The 20,027-nt window shown below is 52.2% G+C and carries 19 protein-coding genes and 1 riboswitch; of the genes, 16 read left to right on the top strand and 3 right to left on the bottom strand.

The genetic code is table 11. The features are described from left to right. The 6 genes from ACYC56_RS04505 to scpB form a co-directional block, all read left to right on the top strand. Positions 1 to 379: type II toxin-antitoxin system death-on-curing family toxin (locus tag ACYC56_RS04505; RefSeq protein WP_461372989.1), on the top strand; the 379-nt coding region annotated here is incomplete at its 5' end. A gap of 12 nt (positions 380 to 391) precedes the next feature. Then, positions 392 to 3,025 carry a CBS domain-containing protein gene (locus ACYC56_RS04500; protein WP_461372988.1) on the top strand — a complete coding sequence of 878 codons (2,634 nt, stop codon included), beginning with the start codon at positions 392 to 394 and terminating at the stop codon, positions 3,023 to 3,025. After that, positions 3,026 to 3,634: a site-2 protease family protein gene (locus ACYC56_RS04495; protein WP_461372987.1), complete on the top strand. Its 609-nt coding sequence runs from the start codon at positions 3,026 to 3,028 to the stop codon at positions 3,632 to 3,634. Positions 3,635 to 3,702: 68 nt separating this feature from the next. Beyond that, a complete protein-coding gene (trpS, locus tag ACYC56_RS04490) occupies positions 3,703 to 4,707 on the top strand; it encodes a tryptophan--tRNA ligase (protein WP_461372986.1) in 1,005 nt (334 codons plus the stop codon). Positions 4,708 to 4,798: 91 nt separating this feature from the next. Continuing rightward, positions 4,799 to 5,551 carry a segregation and condensation protein A gene (locus ACYC56_RS04485; protein ID WP_461372985.1) on the top strand — a complete coding sequence of 251 codons (753 nt, stop codon included), beginning with the start codon at positions 4,799 to 4,801 and terminating at the stop codon, positions 5,549 to 5,551. After that, entirely contained in the window at positions 5,548 to 6,129 is a 582-nt protein-coding gene (scpB, locus tag ACYC56_RS04480) for an SMC-Scp complex subunit ScpB (RefSeq protein WP_461372984.1), read from the top strand. Before ACYC56_RS04485 ends, scpB begins: the two co-directional genes overlap by 4 nt. A gap of 35 nt (positions 6,130 to 6,164) precedes the next feature. On the opposite strand, the gene ACYC56_RS04475 is transcribed toward scpB, so the two are convergent. The 3 genes from ACYC56_RS04475 to ACYC56_RS04465 all read right to left on the bottom strand — a co-directional run bounded on the left by ACYC56_RS04475 (position 6,165) and on the right by ACYC56_RS04465 (position 9,336). Further along, positions 6,165 to 7,238: an AI-2E family transporter gene (locus ACYC56_RS04475; RefSeq protein ID WP_461372983.1), complete on the bottom strand. Its 1,074-nt coding sequence runs from the start codon at positions 7,236 to 7,238 to the stop codon at positions 6,165 to 6,167. A gap of 131 nt (positions 7,239 to 7,369) precedes the next feature. Beyond that, a complete protein-coding gene (locus tag ACYC56_RS04470; RefSeq protein WP_461372982.1) occupies positions 7,370 to 8,095 on the bottom strand; it encodes a pseudouridine synthase in 726 nt (241 codons plus the stop codon). Positions 8,096 to 8,313: 218 nt separating this feature from the next. Beyond that, positions 8,314 to 9,336 (bottom strand): S-layer homology domain-containing protein, encoded by a 1,023-nt coding sequence (locus tag ACYC56_RS04465; protein ID WP_461372981.1) that lies wholly within the window; start codon positions 9,334 to 9,336, stop codon positions 8,314 to 8,316. Positions 9,337 to 9,825: 489 nt separating this feature from the next. After that, positions 9,826 to 10,008: riboswitch (cobalamin riboswitch) on the top strand. A gap of 50 nt (positions 10,009 to 10,058) precedes the next feature. Between ACYC56_RS04465 and cobU the strand changes: the two genes are divergently transcribed. Genes cobU through cbiE form a run of 10 tightly spaced genes read left to right on the top strand, consistent with a single transcriptional unit; the run spans position 10,059 to position 19,963 of the window. Continuing rightward, complete coding sequence (gene cobU, locus ACYC56_RS04460) at positions 10,059 to 10,613, top strand: bifunctional adenosylcobinamide kinase/adenosylcobinamide-phosphate guanylyltransferase (RefSeq protein WP_461372980.1); 555 nt, start codon at positions 10,059 to 10,061, stop codon at positions 10,611 to 10,613. A gap of 35 nt (positions 10,614 to 10,648) precedes the next feature. Continuing rightward, positions 10,649 to 12,154 (top strand): cobyric acid synthase, encoded by a 1,506-nt coding sequence (locus ACYC56_RS04455; protein WP_461372990.1) that lies wholly within the window; start codon positions 10,649 to 10,651, stop codon positions 12,152 to 12,154. A 1-nt stretch (position 12,155) separates the two neighbouring features. Beyond that, entirely contained in the window at positions 12,156 to 13,124 is a 969-nt protein-coding gene (cbiB, locus tag ACYC56_RS04450; protein WP_461372979.1) for an adenosylcobinamide-phosphate synthase CbiB, read from the top strand. A 16-nt stretch (positions 13,125 to 13,140) separates the two neighbouring features. Then, a complete protein-coding gene (locus ACYC56_RS04445) occupies positions 13,141 to 13,677 on the top strand; it encodes a cob(I)yrinic acid a,c-diamide adenosyltransferase (protein ID WP_461372978.1) in 537 nt (178 codons plus the stop codon). Continuing rightward, positions 13,677 to 14,657, top strand: coding sequence for a GHMP family kinase ATP-binding protein (locus ACYC56_RS04440; RefSeq protein WP_461372977.1), 981 nt, complete (start codon positions 13,677 to 13,679; stop codon positions 14,655 to 14,657). Before ACYC56_RS04445 ends, ACYC56_RS04440 begins: the two co-directional genes overlap by 1 nt. A gap of 11 nt (positions 14,658 to 14,668) precedes the next feature. Beyond that, positions 14,669 to 15,748, top strand: a complete 1,080-nt coding sequence (gene cobD, locus ACYC56_RS04435; protein ID WP_461372976.1) for a threonine-phosphate decarboxylase CobD — start codon at positions 14,669 to 14,671, stop codon at positions 15,746 to 15,748. A 30-nt stretch (positions 15,749 to 15,778) separates the two neighbouring features. Continuing rightward, positions 15,779 to 17,185, top strand: a complete 1,407-nt coding sequence (locus ACYC56_RS04430; protein ID WP_461372975.1) for a cobyrinate a,c-diamide synthase — start codon at positions 15,779 to 15,781, stop codon at positions 17,183 to 17,185. A gap of 9 nt (positions 17,186 to 17,194) precedes the next feature. Then, positions 17,195 to 18,217, top strand: coding sequence for a precorrin-8X methylmutase (locus tag ACYC56_RS04425; protein ID WP_461372974.1), 1,023 nt, complete (start codon positions 17,195 to 17,197; stop codon positions 18,215 to 18,217). Positions 18,218 to 18,224: 7 nt separating this feature from the next. Beyond that, positions 18,225 to 19,349, top strand: a complete 1,125-nt coding sequence (gene cbiD / locus ACYC56_RS04420; RefSeq protein ID WP_461372973.1) for a cobalt-precorrin-5B (C(1))-methyltransferase CbiD — start codon at positions 18,225 to 18,227, stop codon at positions 19,347 to 19,349. Then, complete coding sequence (cbiE, locus tag ACYC56_RS04415; protein ID WP_461372972.1) at positions 19,343 to 19,963, top strand: precorrin-6y C5,15-methyltransferase (decarboxylating) subunit CbiE; 621 nt, start codon at positions 19,343 to 19,345, stop codon at positions 19,961 to 19,963. The genes cbiD and cbiE overlap by 7 nt, the downstream gene beginning before the upstream one ends. Positions 19,964 to 20,027: the final 64 nt, after the last annotated feature.

Here is a 20,027-nt window from a genome sequence, read left to right as displayed (position 1 = left end):
ACGGTTTTTTAATAAAGAAAAAGAACCAATACCTAGTTTCCCGCACGGAGATCCCGAGAGTATTGCTCTATTAGAGCAAGCTCTTGCATCACCTCAACAGTCATGGGGTGGCCAAGATCTTTATCTAGGCCTTGAGGATAAGGCCTCAGTACTTATGTATAACTTGATAAAATTGCATCCTTTTGAGAACGGTAATAAACGGATTGCGCTAGTTACAACATTATATTTCTTAGCACAGAACAAGTATTGGCTGCGATTTAATAATGATGAAGAGATTGTCGATTTTACTGAGAATATTGCGGCGTCAGACGCTAAGCATTATGAGCGCATTAGACAAGAAATTGCTGGCTTTATCCTAGATCGTCTTGAGCCGTTTTAAAGAAAATACCTTATGGAAATCATCGTCAGTCATACAAACACGGATTTCGATTCGTTTGCGGCCATGGTCGCAGCCCAGAAGATCTATCCCGATGCGAAACTTGTGCTGGGCGGGGCGCAGAACCGCAACGTCAGGGAATTTTTGGCGCTGCATGACGACGTGATCGAAACCTATGACGTCAGACATATAGATAAGAAAACAGTTTCGCGGCTTATCGTCGTCGACACCAAAATCGGCCGTCGCCTTGGCGAGCTGCAGGATATTGCGTATAAGCCGGGGGTCGAGGTATTTATTTTCGACCATCACCCACCGACATCCGAGGATGTGCCCGTCACCAGGGATTTCTCGGAGAAGGTGGGGGCGACGACCACCATTCTTGTCGATATCATCAGGGATAAAGGTATCCCGATAACCCCATTTGAAGCGACGCTTTTTGCGCTCGGGATACATGAGGATACCGGGTCGCTCACATTCAAGACGACCACCTATGATGATGCGGATGCGCTCGCGTTTCTAATGGCCAACAAAGCCAACATCGATATGATCCACCGGTTTCTCAACCCGGCGCTCAGTCCCGAGCAACACCAGCTGTTCGACCGGCTGCTTCACGCGGCCAATGTTATCGACATCCATGGCATCCCTGTGATACTCACGAAAGCCGTGGTAACCGAGTATATCGAAGGCGGCTCGGTGGTGGTGCATAAAATCGCCGACATCGAGAATATCGAGGTGATATTTGCCATCCTCTACCAGGAGGACCGCATCTCTATTATCGGCAGGAGCCGCACCGACCTGGTAGATGTCGGGAAGATTCTCGAGGAGATGGGCGGGGGAGGCCACGCTCAGGCCGCTTCGGCGACGCTGAAAGACGTCGATATCGAAACCGTCGAGCGGCGTCTTATCCAGGAGCTTTCCGACCACATCAAAAATCCCCCGGTTGCGCGGGAAATCATGTCGACGCCGGTGAGGACGGTCGATGCAGATATTACGATACGCGAAGCGAACAAGCTGATGATACGGTATGGATATAGCGGCCTCCCGGTTGTCGAGGGCGGTAAGCTCGTCGGCCTTATCGGCAGGCGCGAGATAGACAAAGCCGCCCACCACGGATTGAGCCATGCCCCGGTAAAGGGATTCATGATGCACCGTATCGAGCCGGTTTCACCCGACACACCGCTCCCCGATATCCAGAGGCTCTTAAGCGACGAGGATATCGGTCGTGTGCCGGTCGTCGAGGGCGGCCAGGTAATCGGCATAATCAGCCGCACCGATGTCTTAAAAGCGCTCGGCGGCATCGACTACTTCAACAGGTCGAAAACAACGCAGACGGCAAAGCCGCAATACAGCCGCGGTGAAATCGCCCAGAAGATAAAAACACTGCTGCCGGCGGACGTCCAGGTGTTTTTGCGCGAGATAGGCGACCTGGCGGACGAGGCGGGGTATTCGGTGTATCTCGTGGGGGGCATCGTGCGCGATTTGCTTCTGAACTACCGGAATCTGGATGTCGATATCGTCGTCGAGGGCGACGCGATAGAGTTCGCCAAACTCGTGGCCGAAAAATCAGGAGCACGTTTGCGGGCGCACCACAAATTCGGCACCGCGGTGGTTATCCGGCCGCACGAGTTCAGGGTGGATTTCGCTTCGGCCCGCGCGGAGTTTTACGAACGGCCTGCAGCCCTGCCCCAGGTCGAGCCGACGTCCATTCGCCAAGACCTTGCTCGGCGCGACTTCAGCATCAACGCGATGGCGGTAAGCCTTAACGCGAAAGACTACGGCAAGCTTCTTGATTTCTTTAACGGCCAGCGCGATCTTAAAAACGGGCGCATCAGGATTTTGCATAACCTTAGCTTCATCGAAGACCCGACGCGCATTTTCAGGGGCGTCCGCTTCGAGCAGCGCCTGGGCTTCAAACTTGAGTCTCAGACAGAGGAACTCCTGCGAAAAGCCGTCGATATGGAACTCATCGGGCATCTCTCGGAGTACAGGATACGCGATGAGCTTATGCTTATCCTCGGCGAAGACACCCCGTTTAAGGCGCTTAAAAGGCTAAGCGATCTTGGGGCGCTTAAAATATTCGAGCCGAGTGTCGTCATCGACAACAGCCTTACATCTCTGTTTACAGGGATAGACGAAGCGGTTCGCGAACTCGACCATCACTTCGCGACGGGCATCCAAAAACGCTTGATTTATCTGGCGGCGCTCCTTCGGGGTTTATCCAGGGAGGCTCTGGATGCATGGTGCGAACGGATGAAACTGCGAAAAGCCGATCGCGCGCGGTTGACCGAAATGGTGCTCGAGGCGCCACTGGTCGTGAAAGAGCTTGAGGACGAGCAGATGAAAAATAGCGCGCTCTATAGGATATTACATCCGCTCTCACCGGAGGTGCTGGTTTTTGCTTCTGCTCTCACCTCAAAGCAGAAAGCAAAGAAACGAATCCATTACTACCTCGCAAGCCTAAGGGGGGTACGGCTATCGGTAGATGGTCGAACCCTGCGAAAAATGGGATTTCCACCTTCGCCGGTGTATAATATTGTGTTAAGAGACCTTCTTGCGGCCAAGCTCGACGGGAAAGTCGAGACGCCCGAAGAAGAACTAAAATTCGTGACCGAGCGGTTCGGTCACCTTACTGGGGAGTTGAAAAACTAATTGGACTTTCAGGGAATAATCTACCTTCTAAGGATTCCCGCACTTCTAGTTGCCGTTACAGTACATGAGTTTATGCACGGCTACGTCGCCTATAGGCTCGGCGATACCACTGCCAAGGAACAAGGGCGACTCTCGCTTAACCCTATAAAACACCTCGATCCACTGGGTACGATAAGCCTTATCGTCATCGGTTTTGGATGGGCCAAGCCCGTTCCGGTAAACCCATATCGCTTCAAGAATCCGACGCGGGACATGGTGTTTGTCGGCTTAGCCGGGCCTGCGGCCAACTTCATAGCAGCGTTCTTACTGGCAAGGTTGTTTATAGTTCCGATGCCCGATATTCTCAGGGTATTACTCGAAGTAACTGTTCAAATCAACGTCATGTTGGGCCTGTTTAACCTGCTCCCGATCCCGCCGCTCGACGGCTCGAAGATAATCCCTTATTTTCTGCCGCGCCAGTGGCAGCAAGGCTGGTACCGCTTCGAGCAGTACGGGATGCTGGTGCTCTTTCTATTACTCTTCATCGTCCCGGGATTCACGGGTGTAGTGCTGGGAGTACCGCTCCAGTTCATGATGAGATTGGTAACGTTCGGATTGCCGGTCTCATAGCAGGGAACAATAGCGGCTAACCTGATATAATGTATAATCGATTATGCTTGCAAGGAGTTGGATGATTTTTGACTAAACGGGTAGTAAGCGGGCAGCGGCCTACCGGCAGGTTGCACCTCGGACATTATTTCGGCACCTTACAAAACTGGGTGAAACTGCAGGACCAGTACGAGTGTCTCTTTTTTGTGGCCGATTGGCACGCACTTACGACTAAATTCGATGATGTCGGCGGGATAGCCGATGATACCCGCGAGATGGTGATAGACTGGCTCGCGGTCGGGCTCGACCCCAAGAAATGCTTTATTTATAAACAATCCGATATTCCCGAGGTGGCCGAACTGTTCGTGTACCTCACTATGATAACGCCGGTGTCGTGGCTCGAGCGCAATCCGACATACAAAGAAATGCTCCAGGAGATAACGGCAAAAGATATACAAACGGCAGGCTTTTTAAGCTATCCCGTTTTGCAGACAGCGGATATAATACTGCCAAGGGGAAACCTGGTGCCGGTGGGTGAAGATCAGCTTCCGCATCTCGAGCTGGGTAGGGAAATCGTTCGCAGGTTTAACTCCCTGTATGGCGATTACTTCGACGAGCCGCAGTCGCTGCTTTCTCCGGTAAAACGGCTCCTTGGAATCGACGGCAGGAAGATGAGCAAGAGCTACGACAACTCGATCTTTCTCTCGGACGATCCTGACACAATAAGGTCGAAAGTAAACCAGATGGTAACCGACCCGGCCAGGCAGAAGAAGACCGATCCGGGAAGTACGGCGGCCTGTATGGTTGTATTCCCGACGCACCAGGTCTACTCATCCGAAACCGAGCTTCAGCAGATAGAGATCAAGTGCCACGAAGCCGCATGGGGTTGCATGGCCTGCAAGCGCGAGCTGGCGGATAAGATCATCGACTCCCTGGCGGGCTTCAGAGAGCGCCGCGCCGAAATCGAAAAAGAACCGGGAATCGTCGACGAAGTACTGCGCGAGGGCCTTCACCAGGTGCGCCCGATCTGTCGCAGCACGATTCACGATATTAGAAATAAGTTAAATATTCTGTCGGAAACGACCGTCGTCTAGGCATTAAAGTTCTGAGGCCAGTTGCACTAGAAAAATAGAAGCATCCTTGCAAATATCATTGGAAGCATTGCAGTAGAAACGGGGAACGGTTATGGCATTACCATATCAGCTGAAGCTCGAGATGTTTGAGGGCCCGTTTGACTTACTTCTTAATCTTATCTCGCGCCAGAAAATCGATATCTATGAGATACCGATAGCCGAGATCACCAGGGAATACCTCGACTATGTCGACTCCTTGCAAGATTTCGACCTCGAAATCGGCACGGAGTTCCTGCTGATGGCCGCGACGTTGCTCGATATCAAAGCGGCAAACCTGCTTCCGAAAAAACAAGAACCCTCGGACGAAGACGATATCTCTCCTGCAGAAGCGCGCGAGGTATTGATCGCGCGCTTGATCGAATATAAAAAATTCAAGAACGTGTCGGCCGAGCTGATGGCCCGCTATGAAGCGGAAAGCAAGTATTATTCCCGGGAGGCCGGTCTTGAGGAACAGTTCGACGGCCTTATCCCGGATTTTCTGGCGGGGCTTTCCCTCGATAGATTGCGCAGGATGTTTCTTGCTATTAACGACAAAAAAGAGATAAACCTGATGCAGGCCGACCACATAACCCCAAAACCCCTGAGTGTTGACGAGTATGTAAAACGGCTGGAAGGACAGATCAAGGGCTTAAAGATGAAAAGCTTTCGCGAGCTTACCGATGATTGCACCGGCAAAGTCGAGCTTATAACCATGTTTTTAGCGGTGCTAGAGCTGTATAAACGGGGGGTCGTCGAGTTGGGACAGGCCGAGGTATTCGGCGAGATAATGATAATCATAAACGATAAGCCGGGAGTGGTAGTGTGAGCGATTTGAAAGTACGCTTGAGAAGCATCGTCGAGGCGCTTCTTTTCGTAAGTGACCAACCATTAAGCAAAGCGAAGATCGCAAGCGTAGTAGATATCCCTGAAGAAGAGGTCAACCAAATCCTTAACGACCTCACTAACGAATATCGTAGAGCCGACCGCGGTTTCCAATTGCGAGAAGCCGCTGGGGGATACCGCCTTTACAGCCACCCCGCCTACGCACCGTATATCGAGAAACTAATACTATCATTCGACCACAGGAGGCTCACCCAAGCCGCCCTCGAAACGCTTTCCATAATCGCCTACAAACAGCCCGTTACCAAGGTGGATATAGCGAGCATACGGGGCGTTAACTCGGACGGCGTCGTCAATACCCTTATCAACAGGGGATTGATCAAAGAGCTTGGCAAGCAGGATACCGCAGGCCAACCGATTCTCTACGGCACGACTAACCGGTTCTTAGAATCCTTCGGCCTGCGAAGCTTAAACGAGCTTCCACCGCTCGATGAGTTCTCACCGGACGACGATGTCAAGAAGCAGATAGTCGAAAACCTTCGCTCAAGCGCAGTAATAGAATAAGAATAGGGCAGGCCGTATGTGATATCCAAGCGGTATTACTTTCTAATAACGAGCCTGTCCGGTCCGTCCTTAACCCGTTCGTAGCTAAAGTTATTCGATATAAACTTGATAACGTTTGCGACGATCGCCAGGGTGGGAACGGCAAGGAATACCCCGACAATCCCGGCGATTTCTCCCCCTGCGATAATCGCAAACATAATAAGTAATGGGTTCAGGCCGACCGATCCCCCAAGAATAAACGGGGCCAGCACATTGTTCTCCAGCAGCTGGATGACGATAAAGACAACTGCCACGTAAAGCGCGAGGATCGGCTTGATGGTAAGCGCAACGATAATAGAGGGGATCGCGCCGAGAACCGGCCCAAGTACCGGTATTATTTCAGTCAACCCCGCCCAGAACCCTAAAAGCGCAGGGAACGGCAGGCCTATAGCCCAGACGCCGATGCCGGCCGCCACTCCGATGGTCGCCATAAACGCAAGCTGGCCGAGCAGATATTTCGACAATGCCGTCTTCATGGTAACCAAGAAGCGGTCGTATAGGTTCGAAAGTTCGGCAGGTAACTCGTTACGCACAGACCTATCTATTGAGGGAAGAAAAATCAGCATGTACAGCGACACGATTAAAACCAGAATCATGTCGGTTATTAGGCTGACCAAAGAGGGGATGAGAGAAAACACGTTTTGTATCTGCGCTGTTGCGATGCCCGCCGCCTGGCTGACGAGCGAGTTGGGGTTTATGGGGATGAGCCGCGTCAACCCTATCTGTCCGAGCACTCTGGTCACATACGCGGCCTGTGCCCGTAAAGAGGCGACGTATCTTGGAAAGTCCGCCAGAAAATTTCTAAATTCATCCCCGATAACCGGTCCAACGGTAAGGATTAGCGCCGTAAGCAGCCCGAAAAAGGCCAGATAGGTTAAGGCGATGGCGAGGCCGCGGTTAACCTTTTGCCTTTCCAGAAACCCGATAATCGGGTGAATGACAAATACGATGAACGCTGCGGTAGCGAATAACAATATCGTGTGGACGATGTGTCCGACAAATATGTAAACTAGAATCACAACTAGCGCGAAAACAATTGCTTTAAGCCAATCGGCCACCCTGTAATACATGGAATCTCCTTAACATGTTTATTAAGTAATTCCCATTTAGCAGCTTGTTTAGCAGTCCTTCGGCAGTTTTCGCAACGCAGCACGACGCAGATTAACAAAGATTAACATAGATTAATGCGGATTAACGCAGATTATAGTAAGCGGACGGCTCTATAAAGCGACTCGACCTCTTTCGGGGTAAGCGACCTGAAGTTACCCACGGGCAGTTTATTGAGAAGAACCCCATCCACCGCCACCCGTTTTAAGAAGATAACCGTATGGCCTATCTTCTGAAACATCCTGCGTATCTGGCGCTTCCGTCCCTCGTGGATGCCAACGTTAAGAAATGTAGACGACCTTGTCTCCTTTATCACGCTGATTTCCGCCGGTGCGGTAATCCCATCCTCAAGCATGATACCCTTTCTCAACTGGGCAAGCGAGCTATCCGTTGGATGCCCTTCCACTTCGGCAATGTATGATTTCTTAACTTTGTAGCGCGGATGTGTGAGTCTGAACGCAAGCTCCCCGTCGTTAGTCAAAAACAGCAACCCCTCGGTGTCAAAATCAAGCCTTCCGACTGGGAATACCCGGTCACTTATCCCACCCAGCAAATCGATTACCGTAGGCCTCCCGAACTTGTCAGTTACGCTTGTGATAAAACCGGCCGGTTTGTTAAGCATAAGGTAAAACTTCTCTTCCTTGACCCGAATCGGCTTGTCATCGACTTCAACGATGTCTTTAATGGGATTGACCTTCGTCCCAAGCTCGGTAACCACATGACCGTTGACTTTGACGCGTCCTTCTTTAATGAGGTCCTCGCAATGCCTCCGAGACCCCACTCCCGCACGCGCCATAAATTTTTGCAAGCGTTCTTCCATACCTAATCACCGGCCATTGATAGCTGTTTTGGATATTATATACCAATCGAGGCGTTTTAGCTGTTGCAGGGTAGGAGAGAGAGGGGGGTTGGGTTGTCGGTTCTCTCAGCAACGGTATTCAAATCAGTATTTGCAAATGCAGGAGTTAGCAGGGTAAAAATAAAGGCCCGTCACATGACGGGCCTTTATAGTTCGTTTGCTACGCATTTTAGCTTTTACTACTTGGTGCTTTTGCCCTTGTTATTTTGTGTATCCAACAGCTTCATCATTTTAACGAGCATCTTGCAAACTTCTGCTCGTGTTGCGAAGCTGCTAGGCTCGAAGTTGCCGTTCTTATATCCACTGACAATGCCGGCTTTAACGCACGCATTGATATCATCCTTAGCCCAGTGTGTGCTAACGTCTTTAAGATTGCTCTTGCCACGCTCGAGCTTCAGGACGCTCGAGATGATTTTCGCGATTTCGGCCCTCGTGATATTCCTGTCCGGCCTAAATACAGTACCATCTGCGGTATTGTAGCCGACCATCGCGCCGTATTTATTGACTGTCGCGATATATGCGGCAGCCCAATGATCTTGGACATCTGTCAGAGACGAGGATGTCTCTGTGCTTAGCACCCAGTTTGCTCTCTTAACCATGATCTCGCAAACCATCTTCGCGAATTCGGCTCGCGTTACATCGCTTTGCGGGCGGAACGAACCATCTGCATAACCATTCACGATACCACTGGCAAGCAACTCTTCGATGTAACTGCGTGCCCAATGGGCATTGGTGATATCCTTGAATGTGCTCGGTGTATCGGTATCGGTTTGGTCACCGCCGGTTTCAGTGCTGCTGAGGCTGGCGGAAACAGGACCGGCCTTTTCACTTTCATTTGCAGGGGTTGCCGTATCTATGGCTGATAACCAATAGTAATACGTGGTGCCCACTGCGACAGAAGTATCCGCGTAGCTAGTCGCGGATGCGTCCACGCTAGCCAAGTTCGCGCCGACCGTTGTGTCTGTCGTGTTTCTGTAGATATTGTACCCACCAAGGTCAGCCTCTGTGTTCGCTGCCCATGTCAGGGTAACTGTGCTTGTGTCGGCTTTGGCCTCAAGACCGCTTGGTTTAACCAGCGGTGTAGCATTTTCTGCGTATGCCGTCAGCATAAATATCGCGCTAAGCGAGATCACCAATAACAGGACAAAAAACGCTGGCTTGATAGTTGCTTTGTTCGGTTTCGAATTGTTTCTAAAACTCATATGTCTTCGCCCATCCTTTCTTTTTCCAGCAAATAGACTTTCCGAAATTCAATAAACCCGGCCATCCCTCCTTCGAAGTAGATTGTGTATACATAAATATGAAACGATGCGGCAAGCGTAAGGATATGGCTTGACCGCAAATTAATACATACTTATTGAGTCTTGAACGGCAGTGCGCATGAGCTATCGTGCACCTGACGAGGGGAAGATAGGGAAGAGGAAGGTTTAGGATAGGTTTAGTTAATAATGGTCAGCTCCTGGAATTAGCAGTACCTTAACGGGTTCGAATCCGATCCGGGGAGCCAACCCTTAAGAGTATTTCGGATTTCAAAGAGCTGCTCTTTTAGCGCCTGGATATTTGCCATTGTATGATGTGTAATACATGCCGAATCTATAAAGCACTCCTAAGAGCAACGAACACTAGCAGCATCCATGCCTTCCAACCTCGTGCTATTGTACAAACCCAAGGTAATGCATATAATCGGAATAACAGAATACGACATGCTGGGTGCCGCTAAAAGCGGAGAATAGGGAAGCCGGTGAGAATCCGGCACGGGCCCGCAACTGTAAACGGAAAGCCCCCGCAGATGCCACTGGTACTTAAGTCCCGGGAAGGCGCGGGAGAGCGTTATATCCGTAAGTCAGGAGACCTGCCCAGCAAAGCCTTCGCGGATCGAGGAGCACATAAGACCCTTAGCGTAAGGCTGAGGGATTTTTTATTTTTGAACGGAGGTAGCGCCATTAGCAATGTCATCCTCTTCGTGGGGGGTGCAAGGAGCGGCAAGAGCGCGCTTGCAGAGAAGATAATATCGGGGTATAACGAAGTAGCTTATGTCGCCACGGCTGAGGCGATCGATGAAGAGATGGTGCAGCGCATCAAGAAGCACCGGGAATCGAGGCCGAGCGAGTGGGTTACCTTCGAAGTCGAAGGCAAGCTGGCGGATACGTTGAGCCGGGCATATCAGAAAGCAGATGCGGTCATCGTCGACTGCCTGACCATCTATATAGCCAGGCGTATGGAGCAAACCGTCAATGACGAGCAGATAATCGCGGAGGTCATTGATGCGGTAAGCGAAGCCAAGCAATCCGGCAAGACGGTTGCCTTTGTATCGAACGAAGTCGGAATGGGCCTTGTCCCCGAGTATCCCGTCGGGCGAAGGTATCGGGATATCCTTGGGATAGCCAACCAGAGGGCCGCCGAGCTTGCAGACAAGGTATATTTTACCATCGCCGGTATACCGGTTGATATAAAAGCATTAGGGATGGAAAATCATTAGAGATGGGGAGCCTCTAATTGAAAGCAAGAACGTTAATGGTTCAGGGCACGACATCGGATGCGGGCAAAAGCCTGCTGGTCGCGGCCCTGTGCAGGATATTTATCGATAAGGGATTCAAGGTAGCGCCGTTTAAGAGCCAGAACATGGCGCTTAACTCGTTTGCGACCGAAGAGGGACACGAAATCGGGCGCGCCCAGGCGCTTCAAGCTGCGGCCGCGCGCATCAAACCGACCGTGCACATGAACCCCATTCTCTTGAAACCCACCGATAACAGCCGCGCCCAGGTGATCGTGCGGGGCGAGGTGTATAAAAACCTCTCCGCCCGCGAATACCACTTCGAGAAGACCGGCCTCATACATAAGGTCGAGGAATCGCTTGATGCACTACGCGCCGAATATGACCTGGTCTTTATCGAAGGCGCCGGAAGCCCGGCAGAGATCAACTTGAAAAAAGAGGATATCGCCAACATGCGTATCGCCAAGATGGCGCAGGCGCCGGTCCTGCTGGTCGGAGATATCGACCGCGGCGGCGTTTTCGCCCAGCTCGTCGGCACGCTCGAACTACTCGACGATGATGAGCGCGACCTGGTCAAAGGCCTTGTTATCAACAAGTTCAGGGGGGATGTGACCCTGCTCGACTCTGGCATTGATTTTCTTGAAACAAAGACAGGCAAGAACGTGCTCGGAATCGTCCCTTACATGCGCGACCTCAAGCTCGACAGCGAGGATTCGCTTGCGCTGGATAATGTAAACAGGGCCGCTGCAAACGGTATGGCGGTAGACATCACCGTGATCAGGCTTCCGCACATTTCCAACTTTACGGATATCGACACGTTTGCTTATGAGCCCGGAGTCAACCTTCGCTATGTGACGCCCGGCGCTCCCATCGGGGAGACCGATCTCATAATCGTCCCAGGGACAAAGAACACTATGGGCGACATGCAGGTGCTGCATGAAAAAGGTACGGTCGAAGAGATTAGAACGAGCCGCGAAAAAGGTGTTCCCGTTGTCGGGATTTGCGGGGGGTATCAGATGCTCGGAACAATAATAGAGGACGAGCATGGCATCGAGTCGGATGAGCGCGTGATCGATGGTATCGGCTTGCTTAATTGCGTGACCAGCATCAACCCCGCCAAGGTCACGGTGCAGGTCGAGGCGCAAGTGTCGGGCGGTGGTGCATTCTTTGAACCGGTTTTCGGCAGCAACGTTGTCGGTTACGAAATACATATGGGTATAACCAGGCTAAACGGGGATACCCGGGAGGCGTTTAGGATAACGAAGCGTGGGACGGCACCCGAGGATGTGAGCGATGGATGCGTATCCGCAGACGGCATGGTCTTCGGCACGTATATCCACGGGATATTCGATAACGGAAAGCTGCGCAAATCGTTGCTCGATTTTCTAAAAGCGAAAAAGGGCTTGGCGCAAGATAGTCTCGGGATAGACCACGACGTGTTCAGGCAGACGCAAATCGACCTGTTGGCTAAAACGGTATCGGAAAGTCTCGATATCGGCGCTATCTCAGAAATAATAGGTGTTTAATATGCTGTGGCCTCAGGTGGCGCTGGCTTACGTGGTTGACCTGGCCTTTGGCGAGCCCGGATGGGTTCCGCACCCGGTTGTTTTAATCGGGCGCCTCATAGCATATCTTGATAAACAGGTCTTTAACGAGGGCCTCAAAAAGACACAAAAACGATTTGTAGGAATGGCGGTCGTCGTGTTCGTTGTCGGGATATCCGCCTTGGTGGCCTGGGGCATAGTCTACCTTGCCACGCTTCTTAACAGCAGCGCAGGTTTTGTGGTATCAATACTACTAATATCCACTACGATAGCGACCAGGGGACTGATGGATAGCGCCAGAGACGTGGCGGTGTCCCTTGCGAAGAACGATCTGGCGGAAGCCCGCGAGAAGGTCGGCCGCATCGTCGGCCGGGATACCGGGAATATGAAGCGCCGTGACGTGGTGCGGGCTACGATAGAATCGGTCGCCGAGAATTCGGTCGACGGGGTAATAGCGCCGATGATTTTCGCGCTCATCGGCGGGGCGCCGCTGGCGATGGCATACAAAGCGGTAAACACCCTGGATTCGATGATAGGGTATAAGAACGAGCGATACATGGACTTCGGCTGGGCTGCAGCAAGACTGGACGACATGGTAAACTATATTCCTGCAAGGATATCGGTACTCATCCTTGCGATAGCGGCGCTCCTGGTACGTAAGAATGCTGTAAAGGCGGTAAAGACCGCGATACGAGACGGACGCAACCACGCAAGCCCGAACAGCGGTTTGCCGGAAGCTGCGGTCGCCGGTGCATATAGCCTTAAACTCGGCGGCACCAACTATTATGCCGGCGTACCGCGGGAAAGCAGCTTTATCGGCGACGGCAAAGGTGCGATGACAGAAAAAAACATACATGAGGTGACCTGGCTCATCTTCGTCGCCTCAGCGATAACCCTGCTTTTGAGCAGGGCGGTTATGTTTGGGTTGAGCTATCTAGGGGTTGTAACATAATACATAAGGATACCTGTTGGTAGAGAAGAACGTACTTGGATTAATTCATATTTATACAGGCGACAGCAAGGGCAAGACTACTGCGGCGATCGGGCTTTCGTTGAGGGCGGTTGCGAGTGGGTTGCGGGTTTGCATCATCCAGTTCATGAAGGCGCTTACCGAGGAATCGGGCGAGATACGTGAGATCAGGCAGTTCAAAAACGTGTCCGTCAAGCGTTTTGGGGGTAACTTGCTAGGGGAATCCCATCCTCCGGTTGAAGAGATAAAAGGCGATATCGCCGATGGATTACACGAAGCGCGAAGGCTGGTCGAAAGCCATTCCTGCGATATGCTTATCATGGATGAGATAAACGTTGCTGTTTTCATGGGGATGGCGGACCTGGCAGAGACCGTAGAAATAGCGCATTTGTGCAAGGGTAAAATCGAGCTGGTGATGACCGGCAGAAACGCCCCGAAGGAGTTGGTGGATATCGCCGACTACGTAACCGAGTTTAAACTCATAAAACACCCGTTTGAACAGGGGATTATGGCGAGGCAGGGGATAGAGTTTTGATGAAGGCATGGGTAAGGATGCCGGGGAGCTGCGGCGAGTTTGTGCAGGGCACCCTCGGCGAGATTGATTTTCATATAACATGCCCGATAAACAGGTACTCGGATGTAACGGTTGCAAGCCTAAAAGAGGGCGCGGTCAGGGTAGCTGATACTGCTAAAAACGCTAATAACATTAACAATGCTAGTAATGTTGATGACACCGGCAAGTATGATAAAACCACGTCGGCTATAAGCAAAGCCCTAGAGCTTATAGGGACCGGGTATGGTGTAGACGCTGCGGTGCACAACGAGCTTCCCAGAGGCAAAGGGATGGCGAGCAGCACGGCCGATATAGGTGCGGCTGTTGCGGCAGTGTTTGAGCTGCACGGGCGTGCCATAGACCCCCGTGAGGTCGCAGAAATCGCGCTTTCGGTAGAGCCTACCGATGGAATAATCTTCGACGGCATCGTAGCGTTCGACCACCTTAAGGGACGTATGCTTCAAGCTCTGGGCGATGCGCCGCCACTGGAGATTTTGGTTCTCGAGCCCCCGAAAGACCTGGATACGGTACGTTTCAATAAAGAGAAAGGGCAGCTAAAAGAAACGGACAAGCTTTTTGTTAAGGAGGCCTTCGATATGGTAGTTGAAGGCTTTGCAAGCGATAACCTGCGGCTCATCGGAAACGCCGCTTCGTTAAGCGCCATCCTTAACCAAAAGCTTCTCTATAAGCCCGAACTCGATGATGTAATGGCCGTTTGCAGGATCAACGGCGGTCTCGGGGTAAATATCGCCCATAGCGGGACGGTCATGGGCATGCTTGTAGAGAAAGGCTTCGGGCAGCGCCTCTTCGACAAAGTATCGCATTATATCCCGCGCTCATGGGATGCTTATCTTGTGGAAGTCATCAATGGAGGCATCCAGAGCGAATGGATCGATACGCTGTATCTGTCACGCAAAGCGCTGGATGTTGAGACATTTGAGGCATTAAACGTTTTTAAGTAACAGGTGAGTAAGTGAGTTTGAAAGATAAAGACAAACTAAAGAAACATGGGGGCAATACCCGGCTCCTCGCACGCAGTTTGGGGATAGAGGCCGTCGACCTGGTCGATTTTAGCTCAAACATCAACCCGTACGGGCCATCGCGCAAAGTACTCAACGCAATCAAGAACACCCTGGGCACCATAGGCGAGTATCCCGAACAGGAAGCCGAGACATTTGCCGCTGCGGTAGCAAAAAACCTAGGGATAAGCCCTGAGAACGTTGTCGCCGGCAACGGGAGCATCGAGCTTATCTATCTCATCCCGCGCGCGCTTAGCGCGAAAAAAGCGCTCCTGCCGGTGCCGAGCTTTACCGAGTACGAACTCTCGCTCGTAAAGGCGGGCACCAAGGTCGTCTACAACAGTGCGCTTTCGGCGGACCACCTCGTCGAGACCCTATCAAATACGATGGCCGGCGTAGACCTCGTGATAATCGGCAATCCAAACAACCCGTGCGGCTATAAAATAGAAAAGCACGACCTGCTTAATGCGGTCGATAGCAACCCGGACACGACCTGGGTGATAGATGAAGCCTTTATAGATTTCGTCCCGGACGGGATGGATACTACGCTAATCCATGAGGCGTCCCGGAGAAACAACCTGATAGTACTGCGTTCGCTGACCAAGATATTCAGCATTGCTGGCCTAAGACTCGGCTACCTGGTGACCGGCCCGCAGACCGCGCATAAGATACGCGAGGAGAAATATCCGTGGAGCATCAACTCCCTGGCGATAGCGGCGGGCAAAGTCGCCCTCAACGATAAAGGTTTCGTAACGGACAGTGTGACCAAACTAGCCAGCGAGGCGCAGCGGTTTTACGTAGGGCTCTCAGGAATTGACGACCTTACACCGTTCAAACCCGCCGCAAACTACATCCTCGTAAGAATCGAAGCCCAAATCATATCACCCGACCTTCAAAAAGCGCTGCTGACCCGGGGATACGCTATACGTGATTGCAGCTCGTATACGGGAATGGATAACACATACTTCCGGGTAGCGGTGAAACGCCCGGAAGATAACGATAAGCTTTTAGACGCATTGCGAAATATTTTGTAAAAGACAATCTTAAGGTACTATAAACGGTCGATGGAAGGCATGGGACACGACAACACGTTTCCACGAATACTTATAGCGGGCACCTCAAGCGGCGTCGGTAAGACGACGATTTCGCTTGCGATTATGGCCGCCTTATCGAAGCGCGGGCTTACCGTCCAGGGGTTTAAAGTGGGCCCGGATTTTATCGACCCGGGTTACTATCAGATGGTCACCGGCAGGCCGGGGCGCAATATCGATACCTGGATGATCGGTAAGGAGCCCTCAAAAGCCTGTTTCGTGAACTCGGCGTCGGATAGCGATATAGCGGTCATCGAGGGTGTCATGGGGTTGTATGACGGGCGGGGCGACCTATCGGAAGGCAGCACCGCCGAAGCCGCCAAGTTGATTGAAAGCCCGGTTATCATGGTCGTAAATTGCGCCAAGATAGGCGCAAGCGCCGGGGCCGTGGCGGTCGGCTTTAAAAAATACGACGAGGCGGTCGACCTGAAGGGCTTTATCCTCAACAATATAGGGAGCGACCGTCATGAGTCGATGGTGAAAAGCTCCGTCGAGCGGGCGACGGGATTGCCGGTGCTGGGGTGCGTGAAGAGAAACTCGCAGGTAAAGATCCCCGAGCGACACCTCGGTCTGGTAACGCAAACCGAAACAAAACCGGCTACCGAATACATAGACGCCCTGGTAGAGCTTGCCGAGAAGCATATCGACCTGGATGTGCTCATCGACCTGGCGAATCAAACAGGACTAATTAAGTCCGATTATGAGAGCCTGTTTACAAGGCATAGAGAGCACGATGTACAGGCACCCGGCGTAAAACCCGTGAGAATCGGCGTTGCGCTCGATAAAGCGTTCAGCTTTTATTACCACGATAACTTTAACCTGCTGGCCGCGAATGGGGCGGAACTCGAGTTTTTTAGCCCGCTCGAAGACGAGCATCTCCCGGCTGGGCTGGACGGTTTATATCTGGGTGGCGGCTATCCCGAAGTATATGCCCGGGAATTATCCCAAAATCATACAATGTCAGCCGAGATACGGCAGGCGGTCGAGGATGGGGTTCCGGTTTATGCGGAGTGCGGGGGCTTGATGTATTTGTCCCGGGCCATTGAGAACTTTGACGGTCACGCATATAATATGAGCGGTGTGTTGCCGGTCAAGTGCAAGATGCAAAAGCGCCCCACATTAGGGTATCGCGAGGTGATCGCATGTACGGATTCGGTGATTGCGTCACGGGGCGATATTCTGAGAGGGCATGAGTTTCATTATTCATCGATAACCGAGACCGGCCAGGGGATGGATCAAGCGTATACGGTGGAGGGCGGCTCGCAAGAAGGCTTTGTGTATAAAAACTCGCTGGCATCGTACATTCATATGCACTTCGCGGGCAACCCGCAAGCGGCAGAGCGCTTTATATCGATATGTCGGAGTACAAAAAAGAGTTAAGGGGATTCGATGAGTACTGGGTTTATTGTATTAGGTCACGGGAGCAAGGTAACGGAGACGGTGGACATCCTCAAGGACATCACCGAATCCTTGAAGAAACGGCTACAGCTGGACAATGTGCACTACGCCGCACTGCAGTTCAACGAGCCTGGTTTGCCTGAGGTAATAAACACACTCATCGAAGCCGGAACAAACGATATCGTAGTGCTGCCGCTCTTTTTAACGGATGGAAACCACGTAAGGGAAGATATCCCCGGCATTATCAACGGGGAGTGCGCGAAGCATCCCTCGGTTAGTATAAAACTAGCGTGCCATATAGGCGCGGATATGAGGATTACCGACATTCTGGTGGATAGGATCATCAGTATGATCGGTGGTACTCCAAGCTCAAACGGCGTGACGATCAGTAAGCCGTCTGAAATCGAAGACGAGAGCTTCAGGATCATCGAAGCCTCGACCAATTTGAGGGGCTACTGCAAAGCCGAAAAGGCGATAATAAAGAGGATAATCCACGCAAGCGGCGATCTTTCGCTTATCGATGCTATCGATGTGTCCGAGGATGCGATAGATGCCGGCATAACGGCGATAAAGGATGCACGCCCGATTATTACCGATGTTCGCATGGTAGCAACGGGTATCAGCAACCGCATCAGCGTGATTCACGACAACAACATTATCTGCAAAGTCGATGACAGCGCGATCGAAAGCGAGGCGAAGAGAGTGGGCAAAACCCGGAGCGCCGTTGCCATACGCTCCCTTGCCGAGCACATCGACGGCGCGATCGTAGCCATAGGAAACGCCCCGACGTCCCTCTTCGAGCTGCTGGATATGATTAAAGAAGGCGTCGCCAAACCGGCGCTCGTTATCGGCACACCGGTTGGTTTCGTAGGGGCCGCCGATTCGAAAGAGGCGCTCATGAACTCGGGCCTTGAATATATAACCGTCCGTGGGACGAGGGGTGGAAGCGCGATGGCCGCCGCGGCGGTAAACGCGCTTCTCAAGCTCGCATGCGGCGCAGATTGCGAACAGTAGGAAGTATATGAGGACCGTAAGCAGGGCCGGTTTATTGAATAAGAAGCTTAAAAAAGGATACACGACCGGCACATGTGCGGCGGCCGCATCGACCGCCGCTGTTAGTATGCTGTTTACGGGCGAGATCATAAAACAAGTAGAAGTACTACTCCCCGGCGGAAGCACCGTAACGTTTAAGCCGGTCGAGCAGGATATAGCTGAAGACAAGAGCGTGGCAAGTTGCGGCGTCGTAAAGGACGCCGGCGACGACCCCGACGTAACGCACGGTATGGTGATCTACGCCCGGGCCGAGAGGCGGGGCGGCGGTATAACGATATCGGCCGGTGAAGGAATCGGAACGGTTACCAAGCCGGGCCTTTCTGTTCAGGTAGGCGAGCCCGCCATAAATCCCGTGCCGCGCAAAATGATATTAGAAAACGTGGACGCCGTTCTGCCCGAAGGTGAAGGCGTCGAGATAACGATATACGCTCCCGAGGGCGTCGAGCGTGCGAAAAAGACAATGAACGCAAAGCTTGGGGTCATCGATGGGATATCCATCCTGGGAACGACCGGCATCGTAAGGCCGATGTCGCTCACGAGCCTTATCGCATCGCTTCTGCCCCAGGTCGATATAGCGAGCGCGCTCGGTTATAAAACCGTGGCGCTTGTCCCCGGGAATATGGGCGAGAAAGTGGCGAAAAACAAGCTCAAGTTCCCCGAGGACGCGGTTATACAGATGAGCAACTTTGTGGGCGACATGCTGGAATACTGCGCCAAAAAGGGCGTCGAGAGGGTGTTATTGCTCGGGCACATCGGTAAGATGGCCAAAGTCGCGGGAGGGTTTTTCGATACGCACAGCGGCAAAACCGACGACCCCGTTGAGATTATAAAGCGCCTGGTACGGGGCTATACGAAAGACAGGGCTCCGATGATGTATCTTTTACGGGTAAACACAGCGGAGGAAGCGGCGGTCGGCCTCTCTGAGATGGGGGAATCGCGGCTGCTCGATAAAATCGCCGGAGAAGTGACCGCCCGCGCGCTAGAGCGCATAGGCGGGCGAATAGAGATAGGCACGGCGATAACGGTGCTCTCAGGGGATATCGTTGCGACCGATGCCGCCGCGAAGCGGATTATAAGGGATTCAAAATGGTAACGGTGGTAGGCATAGGGCCGGGTCATCCGGATTATATAACCCCGGCGGCGCAAAAACATATAGCGACGGCGGATGTTCTGATAGGCGGAAAGCGCCTGCTCGATTCGGTTGATACCGCAGGTAAAGACATCTATTATATAACCGGCCATATCGATTCTGCGCTCGAGGAGCTTGAGCGCTGTAAGGATAAAAACACGGTGGTAGTTGTAAGCGGTGATCCGGGTTTTTACAGCATCCTGCGAACCATCCGCACCCGGCTGCCCGATCTATCCATCAATGCTATCCCCGGCATCAGTTCGGTGCAGGTGCTGTTCGCCCTGATAGGGCAGGAGTGGCAGGACGTCGTCTTTACATCCGTCCACGGCCGGTCGACAGATGAGCTTGATAAAGTCACCGGGCAGAACAAAAAGGTGTGTCTTCTAACCGATGACAAGCTCACCGCCCCGGCGATTGCACGGCATCTGCGGGAGCGTGGTGTTGGCGGGCGTGCGGTGGTAGGAAAAAACTTGTCATATCCTAACCAGGAGATTATAGACACTACGGTCGATGCACTTGCAGCAATGAAGGGGCTCGAGTCGTGTGTCCTTTATATAGAAGCAGCGATTGGTGATTAGCGATTGGCGATTAGCGAATAGCGATTAAAAAACAACTAAAGTTTCTAATCGCGAGAAGGGACGG

The sequence above is a fragment of the Candidatus Aquicultor sp. genome (assembly GCF_054640775.1).
This window is presented reverse-complemented; position numbering and strand designations above follow the sequence as displayed.